Here is a 17,460-nt window from a genome sequence, read left to right on the forward strand (position 1 = left end):
CGAATCCCGCTTGAGAGGATGACTGTCATGGTCCAGACGCCCTCCACCACTTACACAGCCGGTACGGCTCCCGCAACCGCCTCCGCCGGACCCGGCCGCTCGCCGAAGAGGTCCGTCCCGGTGTGGGCGGTCCTGCTCACCGCCTGCGCAGGCCAGTTCCTGGTCGTCCTCGACGTGTCCGTGGTGAACACCGCGCTGCCGTCGATGCGCTCCGACCTGGGCATGAGCGCCATCGGGCTGCAGTGGGTCGTCAACGCGTACTCCATAGCCTTCGCCGGCTTCATGCTGCTCGGCGGGCGGGCCGGGGACCTCTTCGGACGCAAGCGCATGTTCCTGGTGGGGCTCGGCCTCTTCACCGCCGCCTCCCTCGGCGGCGGCCTCGCGCAGGCCGAGTGGCAGCTCCTCGCGGCACGGGCCGTGCAGGGCCTCGGCGCCGCCGTCCTCGCGCCGTCGACCCTGACGATCCTCACCTCCGCGGTGCCCGAGGGCCCGGCGCGGGCGCGGGCCATCGGCGTCTGGTCGGCGGTCGGCGCGGGCGGCGGCGCGGCGGGCGGACTGGTCGGCGGCGTCCTGACCGACCTGCTCTCCTGGCGCTGGGTGCTCCTGATCAACGTGCCGGTCGGCGCCCTGGTGATCGTCGCGGGCCTGGCCTGGCTCACCGAGAGCAGGGCCGACCGGACGCGCCGCCTGGACGTGCCGGGCGCGGTCCTCGTCACGGCCGGACTCGCCACGCTCGCGTACGGCATCGTGCAGACCGAGGAGAAGGGCTGGACGGCCGCCCCGACCCTGGTGCCCCTGGCGGCCGGGCTCGCGCTCCTCGCGGCCTTCCTCGTGGTGGAGTCGCGCACGAAGACGCCGCTGATGCCGCTCAAGCTGTTCAAGGTGCGGACGGTGTCGGCGGCCAACGCCGCGATGTTCGTGTGCGGCGGCGGCATGTTCGCCATGTGGATGTTCATGACGCTCTACACCCAGAACGTCCTCGGCTACTCCCCGCTGAGGGCCGGCCTCGCCCTCATGCCGTCCTCGCTCACCGTCGTCCTCGGCTCGATGCTCGCGCCGCGCCTGATGCCGGTGCTCGGTGCGAAGAGCGTCTCCGCCCTCGGCATCCTCGTGGCCGCCGCGGGCTTCGGCTGGCAGTCGCTGGCGATGACGGTCGACGGGGCGTACGCGACCTCGATCCTGCTGCCCGGCATGGCGATGATGCTCGGCGCGGGCCTCGCCACGACGCCGCTCGCCTCACTCGCCACCTCGGGCGCGGCGCCGGGCGACGCGGGACTCGTGTCCGGCCTGGTCAACACCTCCCGCACGATGGGCGGCGCACTCGGCCTCGCGGTGCTGTCCACGGTGGCCGCCGCGCGGATGAACGGCTCGGCGTCGCGGCAGGCACTCACCGACGGATACGCGATGGCGTTCCGGACGAGCGGGTTCATTCTGCTGGTGGGTGTGGTGGTGCTGCTGGTGTGGATGCCGAGGCAGCAGCGGGCTTCTTCCCCGGAGTAGGGGTGGGCGGTCGTCCCCGGGGGTCACAACCACCCCTGTTGCCGGGCCTCCCGCACCGCTTCCATCCGGTTCCGTGTCCCCGTCTTGCCGATCGCGGCGGACAGATAGTTCCGCACGGTCGACTCCGACAGATGCAGCTTGCCCGCGATGTCGGCGACCGTGGCGCCGTCCACGGAGGCCTTGAGGACGTCCGCCTCACGGCCGGTCAGCGGGTTCGGCCCCGCACTCAGGGCGGCCGCGGCGAGCGCCGGGTCGATCACCGTCTCGCCCCGCAACGCCCGCCGGACCGCCTCGGCGAGCTCCTCGACGGGCCCGTCCTTGACCAGGAAGCCGACCGCGCCCGCTTCCATGGCACGGCGGAGATAGCCGGGCCTGCCGAAGGTCGTGAGGATGAGCACCCGGCAGTCCGGGCACTCCTCGCGCAACTCGGCCGCGGCGTCCAGGCCGCTGCGGCCCGGGAGTTCGATGTCGAGCAGCGCCACGTCCGGACGGGCGGCCAGCGCCGCGTCGACGATCTCGTCCCCCGCCCCGACCTGCGCGACGACCTCGATGTCCGCCTCAAGCCCGAGCAACAGGGCGAGCGCACCCCGCATCATGCCCTGGTCCTCGGCGAGGAGGACTCTGATGGATCTGGTGGGGCGGTGGTCCTGGGGCATTTCTTCCATGTGTCAAGAATACGTGCGAATTTGCTGGTCAGAGCAGTAGAGAACCCCGCCCGCAGCGTGCCGATCGGGGCTTTCCCTCTGCCTCCAGCGCTACTACCTGCACATCGGCACCGCCGGACGCGGCGGTGTGCAGAACGTCGAATTTCCATCCCTCCTTTTGTACAGATACGGCTCATGACGGCTTGGGGGACGGAGGCGATAGGCTTTTTCCGTAATCAGCGCGATAGGCCGGAGAGGGCATCGAAGACGCCTGAGCGGCCCGAACACGCCGCTGCAGCGCGGGACTTGCCGTCCGCGGGGTGATGGGCTCGGCACAGCATGTGCTGTGGTGGCCGATACCGCCCCGTGCATCTCTCATCGCTGCATAGCGTCCACGCTGACCGGACGCCCCACTTCACGTCTTGGCATTGCGTCGGTTCTTCCACCGACGTCACGCAACGGCGTGCGACAGGAGTCAGAGGTCATGCGAACCAAGCTGATCGAAGACCGGCGAGAGGACTGCGAACCGTGACCATGACCCGCAGAGAGGGCAGCAACGCACTGGGCAGCAACACGCAGCCCCCGCATTTCGAACTCCGCTGTGGCGGCCTGCACTTGACCGTCCAGCGCGTCCCCGGCTGGCTGGTGGCAGCCCTCTCCACAGCCACCGGAAGCGGGCTCGCGGCGTGGCTCACGACCCGGTGAAGGCTGGGGTGGCGAATGGATGTGGCGCCGAGTGGCGCGAGGCAGTGATGCGGTGCACGAGCTCCTGTGTGGATTGTTCCGTGTGCATGCTGGTGGGCATGAGGACACAGAAGGCACCCGTTTTCGAGATCCGCTGCGGCGGTCTACACGTGATCATCCAGAGCGTGCCCGCGTGGCTGGGCGGGTGGTTCTCCAGCCGGATCGGGGTCCGCTTGCCGTAGCCCCGGGGAGGTGACCGGGGCGGGCATCACCTCGGTGAGCGGGAGGAGTGCTGTGACGCGGTAGCCGGTGTGGGGGGTCGGGCCCGAGGTGAGGGAGCCGCCTGCTGTCGCGAGGCGTTCGGCCAGGCCCTTCAGGCCGGTGCCGGGCGCCCCCGCGCCCCCGCCGTGGCCGTCGTCCGTGATGTCCAGGCGGGTCTGCTCCGCGGTGCCGGTGACCTCGATCTCGCAGTGGGTGGCGCCGGAGTGGCGTACGACGTTGGTGGCGGACTCGCGGACCACCCAGCCGAGGAGTGCCGCGGTCTGCGGGGCGAGGGGTGGGCCCGACTGGCGTACGACTGTGTCGATGCCCGCCGCGCCGAGCAGATCGCGGGCGCGGTCGAGCTCCGTGGCGAGGCTGCCCTCGCGGTAGCCGGTGACGGCCTCCCGGATCTCGGTGAGGGCCTGCCGGCCGACGGACTCGATGTCGGCGACCTGGCCGAGTGCCGCGTCCAGGTCGCGGGGGGCCAGCCGGCGGGTGGCCTCCGCCTTGACCACGATCACGGAGAGTGTGTGGCCGAGCAGGTCGTGCAGGTCCCGGGAGAAGCGGAGGCGTTCCTTCTCGACGGCGGCGCGGGCCAGTTCCTCGCGGGTGTCGCGGAGTTCGCGTACGGCCTCGGACAGGGAGAGGATCGCGGCGGTCACCATGGTGGAGAGGAACGTGCCGTAGGCGATGTTCACCGCGCCCCAGCCGTCCCTGAAGCCGCCGATGACGCCGGCGAGCGTGCTCAGGCCCAGACCGACGGGGCCGAGGCCGCGCCCCCGCACGACGGCTCCGGCGGCGAGGCCGAGGAGGGGGAAGAACATCAGCCAGTTGCCGCCGTAGCCCGCGGCGAGGGCGACGGTGAGCGCGGCCAGGGCGCCGAGCGCCCGGAGAGTGGCGGGCGCGGTGCGCTTCTCCTTGTCGAACGCGCGGAACACCACGGCGATGTAGAGGGAGTTGAAGGCGAGCAGGCCCACGCCCGCGATCCACGGGTTGGGGGTCTTGCCCTGGAGGAGGTGCGAGAAGGCGCCCATGCCCATGAGCAGCCAGGGCAGCAGAGCGAAGCCGTTGGGCGGGCCGAACTCGTGCGGGGGGATCTCGCCCGCCTTCTTCTTGGCGCGACAGGCGGGCTTGACCTGCTTGGCCTGCTTGGCCTGCGCCCACTCCGACTTCCACGCCCGGCGGGCGTGCTGCCACTCGTGCATCCGGCAGCTGACCTTGTTCATCCAGGGCCTGTTCATGTTCGTGTTCCTCGTTCTCCGGCTCGCGAGGTTCGCACGGTTCGCACTTCGCACGGCTCATGCGGTGCGCGCGGCCCGCCGGTACGAGACAACAGCGTACGAACCGAACGCCAGCAGCCAGCCGAGCAGCACCGTCACGGTGACGAGGCCCGGCGCGCTGTGCTCGGTCACCGCGACGCCGAGGTCCGCGAACCGGTGGGTGGGCGTGTAGTCGGCGACGGCGCGCAGCCAGTCGGGGAACTGCGTGATCGGGAACCACAGGCCGCCGAGGACCGCGAGGCCGAGATTGCAGGCGACGTTCACGACACCGGTGGACTGGGCGGTGAGGCGGTAGCCGTTGCCGAGTCCGAGGAAGGTGAACGGCAGCGAGCCGAGCCACAGCAGCAGCGTGGCCGCCGCCCACTGCCAGGCGTCCATGCGTACGCCGTTGACCAGGCCACCCGCGACGAACACCGCGGCGATGGAGGGGAGCACGGTGACCGAACCGTTCAGGGCGCGGCCCGCGACGACCTCGCGCGGGGCCATCGGCGTGACCCTGAGCTGGCGCAGCCAGCCGACGGACTTGTCCTCGGCGACGCCGGTGCCGGTGTTCATGGCCGCGCCCAGCGCGCCGTACGCGGCCATGCCGATCATCGACTGCGTCTTCCAGGCGTCCGCGTCGCCCCCGCCGATGTTGGTGAACAGCAGGTACATCAGGACCGGCATCGCGATCGCCGAGATCACGTAGCCCACGTCGCGCAGCGTCCTGCGGATCTCAAGTCGGAGGTAGGCGAACATCAGAAGGACTCCAGAGCGGCAGGAGGGGTCGGTCGGGGCGATGTGAGGGCGAGGAACGCGTCGTCCAGGGAGGCCGGCGCGACCTCAAGGCCCCGGATCGCGCCGAGCGAGGCGAGCGCGAGGACCGTCGCGTCCGAGTCGTCGGTACGCAGCCGGGCCCGGCCGCCGCGCACCTCCAGGGAGCGCACCCCGGGCAGCTCGGTGAGCCCGGCCGTGCCGCCGCCCGCCAGGTCGAAGGAGACGAGGCTGCCGCCGGCGGCGCGCCGCAGCCGGTCCCCGGTGCCGTCGGCGACGACCCGGCCGCGGTCGAGGACGACGATCCGGTCGGCGTGCGCCTCGGCCTCCTCCAGGTAGTGGGTGGAGAAGAGGACGGTGTGGCCGCGCCGCGCGTAGGTGCGCATCGAGGCCCAGAAGGCGTTGCGGGCCTCGACGTCGAGGGCGGCGGTCGGCTCGTCGAGCACGAGCAGCGCCGGGTCGCCGGCCAGCGCCACGGCGAACCGCACCCGCTGCCTCTGGCCCCCGGACAGCCGGTCCACGCGCCGGTCGGCGAGTTCGGCGATGCCCGCGAGGTCGAGGGCCCGGGCGACGGACATCGGCTCGGGGTAGGTCCGGGCGACGAAGGAGACCAGTTCGCGGACGGTGACGCGCGGCACCTGGCGGCCCTCCTGCAGCATCGCGCCGACCCGGCCGGCGGCCACGGCGCGCTCCGGGGAGCGCCCGAAGAGCCGGACCGTGCCCGCGTCGGGGTCGTTGAGGCCGAGCAGGAGGGAGAGCGCGGTGGACTTGCCCGCGCCGTTGCGGCCGAGCAGCGCGACGGTCTCGCCCCGCCCGATCCGCAGGTCGACGCCGTCCACGGCGCGTACCCCGCCGAAGGTCTTGACCGCGCCGTCGAATGCCACCGCGGGCCCGGCCTCCGAGGAGCCCGTCATGGCTACGTCTGATGCCTCTGATGCATCTGATGTGTCTGATGTGTTCGTCATGGCTACGACGCTACGAATCTGGGGCGGGTCGGCGGCAGATGCGGTTGTACGGACCCGGCCGGTACAAATGTCACCGGTACCCGGGCGGAGCCCGCGATCTGACGTTGCGTCAGGAGGGTTCACAAGTGCTGGGGCCTCGGCTATACATGGGATCGCCGGACTGGAACGCGTTCTAGAACCGGCCGGTTCCGCGGACCGTTCGCGGAGCGGCCTCCGGCCCTGTCACGACCTCGGTGCGGCCGACGGTGCGGACGGTCGCACCGAGGTCTTCTCCCGTCGGCCCAAGGAGCTGCCCCCCGATGCCCATCGACGCCGAGAAGGCCATGGCCGCCGAGCCCCGGTCCGCCGAGATCGCCTGGGACCACAAGGACGTCCAGCTCTACCACCTGGGCCTCGGTGCCGGACTGCCCGCCACGGACCCGGCCGAGCTGCGCTACACCCTGGAGTCCGGGCTGCACGTCCTGCCCAGCTTCGCCACCGTCGCGGGCGCGGGCATGGGTGTCGTCGGCGGACTCTCCGCGCCCGGCATCGAGGTGGACCTGGCCGCCGTCCTGCACGGCGGCCAGAGCATCACGCTGCACCGCCCCATCCCGGTCAGGGGCAAGGCCGTCACGACGTCCCGGGTCGCCGCCGTGTACGACAAGGGGAAGGCCGCGATCCTCGTCCTGCGCTCCGAAGTAGCCGACGACGACGCGCCGTTGTGGACGAGTGACGCGCAGATCTTCGTACGCGGTGAGGGCGGGTTCGGTGGCGATCGCGGGCCCTCCACCCGTGTTCCCGCTCCCGAGGGCGACCCCGACCTGGAGGTCGAGCGTCCCATCCGTGAGGACCAGGCGCTCCTCTACCGCCTCTCCGGGGACTGGAACCCGCTGCACGCCGACCCCGAGTTCGCCGCGCTCGCCGGCTTCGACAGGCCGATCCTGCACGGCCTGTGCACCTACGGAATGACACTCAAGGCCGTCGTCGACACCCAGCTCGGCGGTGACGTGAGCCGGGTCCGCGGCTACAGCACCCGCTTCACCGGCGTCGTCTTCCCCGGCGAGACGCTGCGGATCCGCATGTGGCGCACCGAGGGCCGCGTCCAGGCCACGGTCACGGCGGTCGAACGGGGCGACGCGCCGGTCCTCGCCGACACGGTCGTCGAACACGCCTGAGGCGCCGAGCACGCCTGAGGCGTCGACCACGCCCGAGGCGTCGAATACGTCTTCGTACGAGAGGAGCCGCACCATGCGCGCAGCCGTACTGCACGAGACAGGCCAGGAGAAGCTCGAAGTCATCGACGACCTGGAGACGGCGGGGTTCGGTCCCGGCAAGGTGAAGATCCGGGTCCGGGCCACCGGGCTCTGCCACTCCGACATCTCGGCGATGAGCGGCGTGCTGCCGCAGCCCGCCCCCTTCGTCCCCGGCCACGAGGGCGCCGGCGAGATCATCGACGTCGGCGACGGCGTGAGCGGCCTCGCCCCGGGCGACCGGGTCCTCCTCTGCTGGCTCCCCGCCTGCGGCACCTGCCCCGCCTGCCGACGCGGCCAGACCCACCTCTGCCTCGCCGGGTTCATGAACGCGGGCACCCCCAACTTCAAGCGACCCGGCGGCGATTCCGACGTCTTCGGCTTCGCGGGCACCGGCACGTTCGCCGAGGAGGTCGTCGTCGACGCCGGGTGCGCCGTGCCGATCCCGGACGACGTGCCCTTCGACATCGCTGCGCTGATCGGCTGCGGCGTCACGACGGGGCTCGGCGCGGCCGTCAACACGGCGGACGTGGCGGTCGGTTCGTCGGTCGCCGTGATCGGCTGCGGCGGCGTCGGGATCTCCGCGATCCAGGGCGCCCGGCTCAAGGGCGCGGCGCAGATCGTCGCGGTCGACCCGGTCGCGTCGCGCAGGGAGGCGGCGCTCGCGTTCGGCGCCACGGAGGCGGTGGCGCCCGACGAACTGGCCGACGCCAAGCAGCGGATCACCGCGGGCGAGGGCTTCGACTACGTCTTCGAGGTCGTCGGCAAGTCGGCCACGACCCGTACGGCGTACGAGACGACGCGGCGCGGCGGCACGCTCTGCGTCGTCGGCGCGGGCGCCATGGACGACCACCTGCGGCTCAACATGTTCGAGCTGTTCTTCGACGAGAAGCGCATCCTGCCCTCCATGTACGGGGGAGGGGACGTCCTTACGTCGTACGAGCGGGCCATCGCGCTCTGGCGGGCGGGCCGCATCGACCTGGCGGGCCTGATCACACACCGCGTGCAGCTCGCCGAGGTCAACGAGGCGCTGGACCAGATGCGCACGGGCGTCGCCCTGCGCACCTGCATAGAGATCTGACCCCCGCACAGAGATCTGACCCGCTCCGAGCGTCGAAGGGACTTTGATGTCACTGCCACTTGAGGGCCTGTCCGCGATCGTCACCGGCGCGGGCCGCGGGCTCGGCCGTGCCGAGGCGCTGGAACTGGCCCGGCTCGGCGCGAGCGTCGTCGTCAACGACTTCGGGCAGCCGGGACGCGACGGCTCGGGTGAGGCGTCGGCGGCGCCCGCCGAGGAGGTCGCGGCCGAGATCCGGGCGGCGGGCGGGCAGGCCGTCGCCCACACCGGTGACGTCGCGGACCACGAGCAGGCCCGCGGACTGGTGCGGTCGGCGGTCGAGACGTACGGAAAGCTCGACATCCTGGTCAACAACGCGGGCATCCTGCGGGACCGGATGATCTTCTCGATGACCGAGTCCGAGTGGGACTCGGTCGTCCGCGTCCACCTCAAGGGCCACTTCAACACGACCCACTTCGCGTCGGCCCACTGGCGCGAGCGCTCCAAGGCGGCGGGCGGCCCGGTGTACGGCCGGATCGTCAACACCTCGTCCGAGGCCTTCCTCGCCGGGTCGGCGGGCCAGCCCAACTACGCGGCGGCGAAGGGCGGCATCGTCGGCCTGACGACCTCGACGGCGTTGGCCCTCGCCAAGTACGGGGTGACCGCCAACGCCATCTGCCCCCGGGCCCGTACACGGATGACGGAGGACGTCTTCGCCGGGTTCGAGGAGCCGGCGGAAGGGCGTCTCGACCCGTTGGCGCCCGAGCATGTCGCCCCGCTGGTGGGGTACTTGGCGTCACCCGCCGCGGGGCGGGTCAACGGGCAGCTGCTCGTGGTCCACGGCGGCATGGTCGCCGTCGTCGAGCGGCCCAGGGTGGCGGCGAAGTTCGACGCGGCGAAGGAGGCGTTCACCTTCGACGAGCTGGACGAGGTGCTCTCCCCCTACTACGCGGACCGCCCGGCGAACGAGACGTTCGCGGCGGCGGAGGTCCTGGGGCTCAAGCGCGGCTGACTGAGTGCGGCTGAGCCCGGAATCGGGGTGGGGGAGTGACGGAGAAAGGTCCCGCCCCGTGCCGCTCGTGACGGCGCGGGGGCGAGACCTTTCTGCGACGAGCGACTCGGTGTCAGGACTGCTGGTCCTGCCTGCGGTGCCGCCCCCGCGGCGCCGTCGCCTCGTCGTGCTCGGCCACCGGGCCCCGGTGCCTGCCGGCGCCGACGTGCGCGCCGGTGGGCACGGTCGTCGGCCGCTGTGGTGCGGTGTTCTGCTGTGTCTCCGTGACGGTCTCGGTCATAGTCAAGCCATTCACCCCGTAAAGAAGATCGTTCGTACAGCCGAGCGAGTCTAACCGCCCGCCGTCCGCCCGCCGAGGGGTGCCTGCTGCAGCGGTACGGGGCGTGCCGCCGCGGGCTTCGAGGGGTGCGCCGGAGGTGGCTGCGGGGTGGGCGGGACGCCGGCCGGCGGGGGCGCGCCGACGATGGGCGGTGGGGCTTCAGAGGCCGGGGTGGGTGCGGGTGTGGGGGCGGGCGGTGCGGGGGCCCGCACGCGGGCCACTCCGCACGGAACCGCGCCCGTCGCGTACGGCAGACACAGGGTGCCGTCCCGTGTCCACCACCCCGACCCGGTCAACCACCCCGGAGGCGCCGCGAGTTGCTGCACCTGTCGCCGGGCGGGCCGCCACAGCCCGAGCCAACTGACACCGCCCGCACCGCCTCCGCCGGCCGCCGGGCCGTCGATCCGCAGCGCCACCCCGCAGGACTCCGGCGTGAGCACCTGCCCCGGCTGGATCGCGAACGGTGTCACCGTCAGGCCCGGCAGCCGCAGGCTCTCGGGGAAGCGGACCGGCCGCGTACCGCCGAGGACGCCCCAGCCCAGGCGGTGCTCGCCCGGGGCGTCGGAGCGGATCAGCAGCAGGCCGCTGTCCGCGTCGGCGAGCAGCAGCCGGTCGTCGCTGTCCTCGGCGATCTGCAGGAGCGGGGAGACCTCGCCGCCGCGCTCCAGGTCCACCGCGACCGTCTTGGTGCGGCCGTCCAGCTCGCGGTCCAGGGCGAGCATGCGGTCCGTGCCGTCCAGCCAGACGCCGCCCGAGCACCGGCCCGGCACCTCGGCGAGGTGCTCGGGTCCGAAGGCGCCGCCCGCCACCAGCCAGACGTCCGAGGCACGCGCGCCGGGCGCGAGGGCGTACGCGCGCGTGCCGCCCGGCGCGGGCGGCAGCAAACTCAGCTCGCCGCACTCCACGGCCCCCAGCGGCACCTCACCGGTGGCCGGGCCCGTCGGGTACAGCAGGGCGAAGGTGTGCCGCTCGCCCACCACGCGGTGGATGAGGACACGGCCGTCGGCCATCGGGAGCACTTCGGTGGCCGGTTCCTCCGGCTGGTTGCCGGGCAGCGGCACGGCGTACGGCTCGGCGGAGCCGAGGGTCCAGCGTTCCGGATACCAGGCGTCCGGCGGGCCTGCGGCGCGGGCGAGGCGCGCGGCGTACGACCCGTCCGCCGCGATCGTGCACCCCGCGGCGCGGGCGGGCGTACGGACGCGGACGCGGGCCCGGGGCGGTGGCGGCGCTGGGGGCGCTGGGGGCGCCGACGGCGGCACTGGGGGCGCCGCCGGCGCCGGTGGTGCTGGTGGCGCTGTCATCGTGGGTGTCACCTCCGGCCCCGAAGCTAGTTTTCGCACGCACTGACGTGGCACCGACGAGCGTCCGCTTCACACAGAAGGGTGGAGATGTCCGGATTCGCCTGAGAGGGCAGGGGCGATTGTGCTGCGAGGGGGGCGCCCAGCAGCGGTGCCAGCAGCAGCCCCGGCAGCAGCCTCAGTAGCGGTCCCGTAGCGGTGCGTAACGCATGAACTGCCGGGCGCGGCGGGAAGGTAGCCTTTCTTCGTGCCCCGTCTGTCTGAAGTCATCGCCGCGCTCGACGCCCTGTGGCCCGCCGAACTGGCCGAGAGCTGGGACGCGGTCGGCACGGTGTGCGGAGACCCCGACGCGGAGGTCTCCCGGGTCCTCTTCGCCGTCGACCCCGTCCAGGAGATCGCCGACGAGGCGGTCGCACTCGGAGCCCAGCTCCTGGTCACCCACCACCCCCTCTACCTGCGGGGTACGACGACGGTGGCGGCGTCCACCTTCAAGGGCCGCGTCGTCCACGAGCTGATCAAGCACGACGTCGCGCTGCACGTCGCCCACACCAACGCCGACCGTGCCGACCCCGGAGTCTCCGACGCCCTCGCGGGCGCCCTCGACCTCCGCGTCGTACGCCCCCTCGTGCCGGACCCCGCCGACCGGCACGGCCGCCGCGGCCTCGGCCGGATCTGCGAACTCGAACACCCCCTGACCCTGAGCGAGCTGGCCGAGCGCGCCGCGAAGCGGCTGCCCGCCACCGCGCAGGGCATCCGTGTCGCCGGCGACCCCGACGCGCTCATCCGCACCGTCGCGGTCAGCGGCGGCTCCGGCGACAGCCTCTTCGACGACGTGCGCGCCGCCGGTGTCGACGCCTTCCTCACCGCGGACCTGCGCCACCACCCGGCGTCCGAGGCCCGCGAACGCACGCCTCTCGCGCTGCTCGACGCGGCGCACTGGGCCACCGAGTGGCCCTGGTGCGAGCTGGCCGCAGCCCAGCTCGACGAGATCTCCGACCGCAACGGATGGGGACTGCGCGTCCACGTCTCGAAGACGGTCACCGACCCCTGGACCGCCCACGCGGCGTCCACGACTTCTGACACTTCTCAATCCTCTGGAGCCCCCAACTGAACGCCGCGCCCGCCGACCAGATCCGACTGCTCGACGTCCAGGCCCTGGACGTACGCCTGCAGCAGCTCGCGCACAAGAAGAAGTCCCTGCCCGAGCACGCCGAGATCGAGTCCCTGACCAAGGACCTCACGCAACTGCGTGACCTGCTGGTCGCCTCGAAGACCGAGGAGAGCGACTGCGCCCGCGAGCAGACCAAGGCGGAGCAGGACGTCGACCAGGTCCGTCAGCGCGCGGCCCGCGACCAGCAGCGCCTGGATTCCGGCGCGGTCACCTCCCCCAAGGACCTGGAGAACCTCCAGAAGGAGATCGTCTCGCTCGCCAAGCGCCAGGGTGACCTGGAGGACGTCGTCCTGGAGGTCATGGAGCGCCGCGAGTCCGCCCAGGAGCGGGTCGCCGAGCTCACCGAGCGGGTCTCCTCGGTCCAGTCCAAGATCGACGACGCGACGGGCCGCCGTGACGCCGCGTTCGAGGAGATCGACGGCGAGGCCGCCACCGTCGGCAAGGAGCGCCAGGTCGTGGCGGCCTCCATCCCGGCCGACCTGCTGAAGCTCTACGACAAGCTGCGCGAGAAGGAGGGTGGCGTCGGAGCCGCCAAGCTCTACCAGCGGCGCTGCGAGGGCTGCCGCCTGGAGCTCAACATCACCGAGGTCAACGAGGTGAAGGCGGCGTCCCCGGACACCGTGCTGCGCTGCGAGAACTGCCGCCGCATCCTGGTCCGTACGTCCGAGTCCGGCCTCTAGGAGCCGTGTCTGTGCGGGAGTTCATCGTCGAGGCCGACGGCGGGTCGCGGGGCAACCCGGGGCCCGCGGGCTACGGCTCGGTCGTCATCGACGCGGCCACGGGGGAGACCCTGAGGGAGGCCGCGGAGTACATCGGCGTCGCGACGAACAACGTCGCCGAGTACAAGGGCCTCGTGGCCGGCCTCAAGGCGGCCCACGAGCTGGACCCGGCCGCCTCGGTGCACGTCCGCATGGACTCCAAGCTCGTCGTCGAGCAGATGTCGGGCCGCTGGAAGATCAAGCACCCCGACATGAAGCCGCTCGCGGCGGAGGCGGCGCGGGTCTTCCCCGCCTCCCAGGTGACGTACGAGTGGATCCCCCGCGACCGCAACAAGCACGCGGACCGGCTCGCCAACGAGGCGATGGACGCGGGCAAGCGGGGTGAGCGGTGGTCGCCGTCGACCTCGACGGCCGACCTCGACACGTCCGCTGCGCGTGCGGCGGCCGAGGCGCCCACCGGCCTGCCGGGGGACGCGGCGGCGGGCGCGGCGCGAGCACGGGCGGCACTGGGCGCCACGCGTGGCGGTGCTGGTGGTGCCGCTGCGGGTGGTGGCGCCGCCGACTCCGACGCGGGTTCTTCCGCTGGTGGGGCTTCTCGTGCCGGTGCTGCTTCTTCTGCTGGTGGGGCCTCTCCCGCTGGCGCGGCTTCTCCAGCTGGTGGGGCTTCTCCTGCCGGTGCGGCTGCTTCCGCTGGTGGGGCTTCTGCTGGTGCTGCCGCTCCGGTCGGTGGCGCTGCTCCCGATGGTGTGGCCTTTCCGCGTGGCGGCGCGGTGGAGGGTGCCGATACGCGGGCCGCGGGCAACGTCTCGCGGGCGCCGCAGGTCGGCTGGGCCGCGCCCGCCGACCTCGGGGCCCCCGCGACCTTCGTTCTGCTGCGGCACGGCGAGACCGCGCTCACGCCGCAGAAGCGGTTCTCCGGGAGCGGCGGGTCCGATCCCGCCCTGTCGGACGCGGGGCGCGAGCAGGCCGTGCGGGCCGCGGCCGCGTTCGCCGCGCGCGGCACGATCCAGGCCGTCGTCTCCTCGCCGCTCAGGCGCTGCCAGGAGACCGCACGCACCGTCGCCGCCCGCCTCGGACTCGACGTACACCTCGAAGAGGACCTGCGGGAAACGGACTTCGGGGCCTGGGAGGGGCTCACCTTCGGTGAGGTGCGCGAGCGCCACCCCGACGAGCTCAACGCCTGGCTCGCGTCACCGGAGGCGGCACCGCCGGGAGGCGAGTCCTTCGCGGCGGTCTCCCGCCGGGTGGCGGCGGCACGCGACCGGCTCGTCGGCGCGTACGCGGGACGCACCGTCCTGCTCGTCTCGCACGTCACGCCCATCAAGACGCTGGTGCGGCTCGCGCTCGGCGCCCCGCCGGAGTCCCTGTTCCGCATGGAGCTCTCGGCGGCATCGGTCTCGGCCGTGGCCTACTACGCCGACGGCAACGCGTCGCTGCGCCTCCTCAACGACACGTCGCACCTGCGCTAGCGCAGGGCCGCCGCCTCGCGTGCCAGGGACTCGACGCGGTCCCAGTCCTTGGCGGCGACCGCGTCGGGGGGAAGCATCCAACTGCCGCCCACGCAGCCGACGTTCTCCAGCGCGAGGTAGGTCGGCGCGGTGCCCGCCGTGATCCCGCCGGTCGGGCAGAACCTGGCCTGGGGGAGCGGGGCGCCCAGCGACTTCAGGTAGGCGGTGCCGCCGGCCGCCTCCGCCGGGAAGAACTTCATCTCCCGTACGCCGCGTTCGAGGAGCGCCACGACCTCCGAGGTCGTCGAGATGCCCGGCAGGAACGGCACGCCGGAGCCGCGCATCGCGTCCAGCAGCGACTCCGTCCAGCCGGGGCTGACGAGGAAGCGGGCCCCCGCCCCCACCGACTCGGAGACGTGCTGCGCCGTGATGACGGTCCCCGCGCCGACCACCGCGTCCGGCACCTCGTCGGCGATCGCCGAGATCGCATCGAGCGCGACCGGCGTCCGCAGGGTCACCTCGATCGCGGGCAGCCCGCCCGCGACCAGGGCCCGTGCCATGGGTACGGCGTCGTCGAGGTCCGAGACGACGACTACGGGAATGACGGGGGCGAGGTCCAGCACGGAGGAGGTCATGAGGGCATCCTGCACCGGCGGGAACAGCATGCGCAAAGGTCATTGCGCATGCTGCAACAGCTGGGGTTTCGCGTTTCACCCTGTCAGTGGATCTCGCGCACCACCACGTCCAGCGCCCACGGCTTGCCCGCCTTGGCCGGAGCCTCCGCCTCCACCACGTGCCCCAGGTCCCGCAGCGCCTCCACCAGCTCGCCGGGGTCCTTCGGCTCGGTCCCCGTGGTCAGCAGGGAACGGACGATGCGGCCCTTCGTCGCCTTATTGAAGTGCGACACGACGGAACGCTTCTCGGTGCCGGTCTTCTCGTCGACCTGCGCGTGCAGCACGCGTACAGTCGCCGTCCGGCCGGCGAGCTCGCCCTTCGGCTTCCACGCCGCCGCGTACGCGGACGACCGCAGGTCCAGGACGAGCCCGTCGCCGGCCGCCTCGGGCATGACGGAGGCCATCGGCGTACGCCAGTGCGCGCCGAGGGCGCCGATGCCCGGCAGCTTCACGCCCATCGAGCAGCGGTAGGAGGGAATCCTGTCGCCCACGCCGACGGCGCCCCACAGGCCGGAGAAGACCAGCAGCGAGCGGGTGGCGCGGCGCTTGGCTGCGGGGTCGAGGGAGGCGAGGCCGAGGGCGTCGTACAGCACGCCCGTGTAGATCTCCCCGGCCGGACGGGCGCCGGCCGTGCGCAGCCCGGCGTTCTTCGCGACCTCGCCGCGCAGGCCCTCGCTGAGCCCGAGCACCGTGCGGGCCTTCTCCTCGTCCGCGGCACACAGCTCGACGAGCTCGTCGAGAACGGCCTGCCGCGCCTCGGCGAGCCCCGGCAGCGACAGGGACTCCGGCCTGAGGGGGGCGCCCCGGCCGGAGGGAGCCTTGCCTTCGGACGGCGGCAACAGGACGAGCACGGTGGGACTCCTTCGGTGGTACGGGGAGGGGGTGCGGCCCCCGCGAAACGGTACCGGGGCCGGCGAGATGGTCCGGGATCGGTTGCCGCACACCCACGTGCCGTAACCCCACCTCCGCCCTACCCTCGACTCATGCCCCGCCGCCAGCTCCGCGTGACCGCCGCCGCCGACGCCCCTCTGCGGATCGCGCTGCGTGATCTGCGTACGGAACTGGACGTGCCCGGCGAGTTCCCCGCCGACGTCCTCGCGGAGGCGGAGCGCGCCGCCGCCGCGCCCCGGCTGCCGGCGTACGACGCCACGGACATTCCCCTCTTCACCGTCGACCCGCCCACCTCCGTCGACCTGGACCAGGCCATGCACCTGGCGAGGCGCGACGGCGGCGGCTTCCGGGTGAGGTACGCGATCGCCGACGTCGCCGCGTACGTCGTGCCGGGCGGCCCGCTGGACGCCGAGGCGCACCGGCGGGTCACGACCCTCTACTTCCCCGACGGGAAGGTCCCGCTGCACCCCGCCGCGCTGAGCGAGGGCGCAGCCAGCTTGTTGCCGGGCCAGAGCTGTCCCGCGGTCCTGTGGACGATCGACCTGGACGCGGACGGCCGTACCGCGGCGACCGACGTACGCCGTGCCCTCGTACGCAGCCGGGCGAAGCTCGACTACGAAGGGGTGCAGCGGGCCATCGACGACGGCACCGCGGAGGAACCCGTCGCGCTCCTGCGGGACATCGGGCTGCTCCGCGAGCGGCAGGAGGTCGAGCGGGGCGGGATCTCACTCGGCGTGCCCGAGCAGGAGGTCGTCGAGCGCGACGGAGCGTACGAGCTCGCCTTCCGCGCCCCGCTCCCCGCCGACGGCTGGAACGCGCAGATCTCGCTGCTCACCGGCATGGCCGCCGCCGAGCTCATGATCGCCTCGGGGGCGGGCATCCTGCGGACGCTGCCCAGCGCCCCCGACGGAGCCGTGGGGCGGCTGCGCCGCACCGCGGAGGCCCTGCACATCGACTGGCCCCACCACATGCCGTACGCACGGCTCGTACGCTCCCTCGACCCGCGCGAGCCGCACCACGCCGCCTTCCTGCAGGAGTGCACGACGCTGCTGCGCGGCGCGGGCTACACGGCGTTCAGCGGCGGGCAGGTCCCCGCGCTCACCACGCACGCCGCGGTCGCCGCCCCCTACACCCACTGCACCGCGCCCCTGCGCCGCCTCGTCGACCGTTACGCCTCCGAGCTCGCCCTCGCGGCCTGCGCGGACACGCCGCCCCCGGAGTGGGTGCTCGCCGCCCTGGACGAGCTGCCGAAGGAGATGGCGGACGGCACGCGGCGCGGCAACACCGTGGAGCGGGAGTGCGTGGACCTCGTCGAGGCCGCCCTGCTGAAGGACCGGGTCGGGGAGGTCTTCGACGCGGTGGTGGTGGACGTGAAGGAGGGCGCGCCGGGCGCCGGCACCGTGCAGCTGACCGACCCGGCGATCGTGGCCCGCGTCGTGGGCGGTGCGGCGGAGCTGCCCTTGGGGGAGCGGGTGAGGGTCCGGCTCACCCGGGCCCACCCCGGCACGGCGAAGGTTCAGTTCGCGCCCGCGTGAGGGCGGTCGTGGCCGGGCGC

Annotated in this window: 17 protein-coding genes; 9 read left to right on the plus strand and 8 right to left on the minus strand. The window is 72.9% G+C overall.

Features of this window, described 5'->3' with window-relative positions:
• Window positions 1-27 precede the first annotated feature (27 nt).
• The gene (locus AB0H82_RS20510) at window positions 28-1,500 is read left to right on the plus strand and encodes an MFS transporter (RefSeq protein WP_362994618.1); all 1,473 of its coding nucleotides are present in this window, start codon (window positions 28-30) and stop codon (window positions 1,498-1,500) included.
• 23 nt (window positions 1,501-1,523) lie between these two features.
• Here the strand turns inward: AB0H82_RS20510 and AB0H82_RS20515 are convergent, their stop codons facing one another.
• Entirely contained in the window at window positions 1,524-2,165 is a 642-nt protein-coding gene (locus tag AB0H82_RS20515) for a response regulator transcription factor (RefSeq protein WP_362994620.1), read from the minus strand.
• Between the two features lie 513 nt (window positions 2,166-2,678).
• On the opposite strand from AB0H82_RS20515, the gene AB0H82_RS20520 reads away from it, so the two are divergent.
• Window positions 2,679-2,849 (plus strand): hypothetical protein, encoded by a 171-nt coding sequence (locus AB0H82_RS20520; RefSeq protein WP_362994622.1) that lies wholly within the window; start codon window positions 2,679-2,681, stop codon window positions 2,847-2,849.
• 143 nt (window positions 2,850-2,992) lie between these two features.
• Here AB0H82_RS20520 and AB0H82_RS20525 read toward each other — a convergent pair whose 3' ends face one another.
• From AB0H82_RS20525 to AB0H82_RS20535, 3 genes are read right to left on the minus strand one after another with little or no spacing between them, the layout of a single operon-like run.
• Complete coding sequence (locus AB0H82_RS20525) at window positions 2,993-4,330, minus strand: histidine kinase (RefSeq protein WP_362994624.1); 1,338 nt, start codon at window positions 4,328-4,330, stop codon at window positions 2,993-2,995.
• A 57-nt stretch (window positions 4,331-4,387) separates the two neighbouring features.
• The gene (locus AB0H82_RS20530; RefSeq protein WP_362994626.1) at window positions 4,388-5,107 is read right to left on the minus strand and encodes an ABC transporter permease; all 720 of its coding nucleotides are present in this window, start codon (window positions 5,105-5,107) and stop codon (window positions 4,388-4,390) included.
• Window positions 5,107-6,036: an ABC transporter ATP-binding protein gene (locus AB0H82_RS20535; protein ID WP_362994628.1), complete on the minus strand. Its 930-nt coding sequence runs from the start codon at window positions 6,034-6,036 to the stop codon at window positions 5,107-5,109. The genes AB0H82_RS20530 and AB0H82_RS20535 overlap by 1 nt, the downstream gene beginning before the upstream one ends.
• A 350-nt stretch (window positions 6,037-6,386) precedes the next feature.
• On the opposite strand from AB0H82_RS20535, the gene AB0H82_RS20540 reads away from it, so the two are divergent.
• The 3 genes from AB0H82_RS20540 to AB0H82_RS20550 all read left to right on the plus strand — a co-directional run bounded on the left by AB0H82_RS20540 (window position 6,387) and on the right by AB0H82_RS20550 (window position 9,385).
• Complete coding sequence (locus AB0H82_RS20540) at window positions 6,387-7,241, plus strand: MaoC/PaaZ C-terminal domain-containing protein (protein ID WP_362994630.1); 855 nt, start codon at window positions 6,387-6,389, stop codon at window positions 7,239-7,241.
• 73 nt (window positions 7,242-7,314) lie between these two features.
• Complete coding sequence (locus AB0H82_RS20545) at window positions 7,315-8,397, plus strand: Zn-dependent alcohol dehydrogenase (protein ID WP_362994632.1); 1,083 nt, start codon at window positions 7,315-7,317, stop codon at window positions 8,395-8,397.
• A gap of 46 nt (window positions 8,398-8,443) precedes the next feature.
• Complete coding sequence (locus AB0H82_RS20550) at window positions 8,444-9,385, plus strand: 3-oxoacyl-ACP reductase (protein WP_362994634.1); 942 nt, start codon at window positions 8,444-8,446, stop codon at window positions 9,383-9,385.
• A 112-nt stretch (window positions 9,386-9,497) separates the two neighbouring features.
• On the opposite strand, the gene AB0H82_RS20555 is transcribed toward AB0H82_RS20550, so the two are convergent.
• Both AB0H82_RS20555 and AB0H82_RS20560 read right to left on the minus strand, forming a co-directional pair.
• The gene (locus AB0H82_RS20555; protein ID WP_362994635.1) at window positions 9,498-9,665 is read right to left on the minus strand and encodes a hypothetical protein; all 168 of its coding nucleotides are present in this window, start codon (window positions 9,663-9,665) and stop codon (window positions 9,498-9,500) included.
• Window positions 9,666-9,715: 50 nt separating this feature from the next.
• Window positions 9,716-11,005, minus strand: a complete 1,290-nt coding sequence (locus AB0H82_RS20560; RefSeq protein WP_362994637.1) for a hypothetical protein — start codon at window positions 11,003-11,005, stop codon at window positions 9,716-9,718.
• Between the two features lie 244 nt (window positions 11,006-11,249).
• On the opposite strand from AB0H82_RS20560, the gene AB0H82_RS20565 reads away from it, so the two are divergent.
• Genes AB0H82_RS20565 through AB0H82_RS20575 form a run of 3 tightly spaced genes read left to right on the plus strand, consistent with a single transcriptional unit; the run spans window position 11,250 to window position 14,361 of the window.
• Window positions 11,250-12,113, plus strand: a complete 864-nt coding sequence (locus AB0H82_RS20565) for a Nif3-like dinuclear metal center hexameric protein (RefSeq protein WP_362994638.1) — start codon at window positions 11,250-11,252, stop codon at window positions 12,111-12,113.
• A complete protein-coding gene (locus tag AB0H82_RS20570) occupies window positions 12,110-12,853 on the plus strand; it encodes a C4-type zinc ribbon domain-containing protein (protein WP_362994729.1) in 744 nt (247 codons plus the stop codon). Before AB0H82_RS20565 ends, AB0H82_RS20570 begins: the two co-directional genes overlap by 4 nt.
• Before the next feature lie 11 nt (window positions 12,854-12,864).
• Window positions 12,865-14,361 (plus strand): bifunctional RNase H/acid phosphatase, encoded by a 1,497-nt coding sequence (locus AB0H82_RS20575; protein ID WP_362994731.1) that lies wholly within the window; start codon window positions 12,865-12,867, stop codon window positions 14,359-14,361.
• On the opposite strand, the gene AB0H82_RS20580 is transcribed toward AB0H82_RS20575, so the two are convergent.
• Both AB0H82_RS20580 and yaaA read right to left on the minus strand, forming a co-directional pair.
• Complete coding sequence (locus AB0H82_RS20580) at window positions 14,358-14,975, minus strand: bifunctional 4-hydroxy-2-oxoglutarate aldolase/2-dehydro-3-deoxy-phosphogluconate aldolase (RefSeq protein ID WP_362994639.1); 618 nt, start codon at window positions 14,973-14,975, stop codon at window positions 14,358-14,360. The two genes, AB0H82_RS20575 and AB0H82_RS20580, sit on opposite strands and share 4 nt — an antisense overlap.
• 83 nt (window positions 14,976-15,058) lie before the next feature.
• Window positions 15,059-15,865 carry a peroxide stress protein YaaA gene (gene yaaA / locus AB0H82_RS20585; protein WP_362994641.1) on the minus strand — a complete coding sequence of 269 codons (807 nt, stop codon included), beginning with the start codon at window positions 15,863-15,865 and terminating at the stop codon, window positions 15,059-15,061.
• A 132-nt stretch (window positions 15,866-15,997) separates the two neighbouring features.
• On the opposite strand from yaaA, the gene AB0H82_RS20590 reads away from it, so the two are divergent.
• On the plus strand, window positions 15,998-17,440 hold the full coding sequence (locus AB0H82_RS20590) for an RNB domain-containing ribonuclease (RefSeq protein ID WP_362994642.1): 1,443 nt from the start codon (window positions 15,998-16,000) through the stop codon (window positions 17,438-17,440).
• The last annotated feature ends 20 nt before the right edge of the window (window positions 17,441-17,460 follow it).

The organism is Streptomyces sp. NPDC050732, assembly GCF_040654255.1.
Classification (GTDB): domain Bacteria; phylum Actinomycetota; class Actinomycetes; order Streptomycetales; family Streptomycetaceae; genus Streptomyces.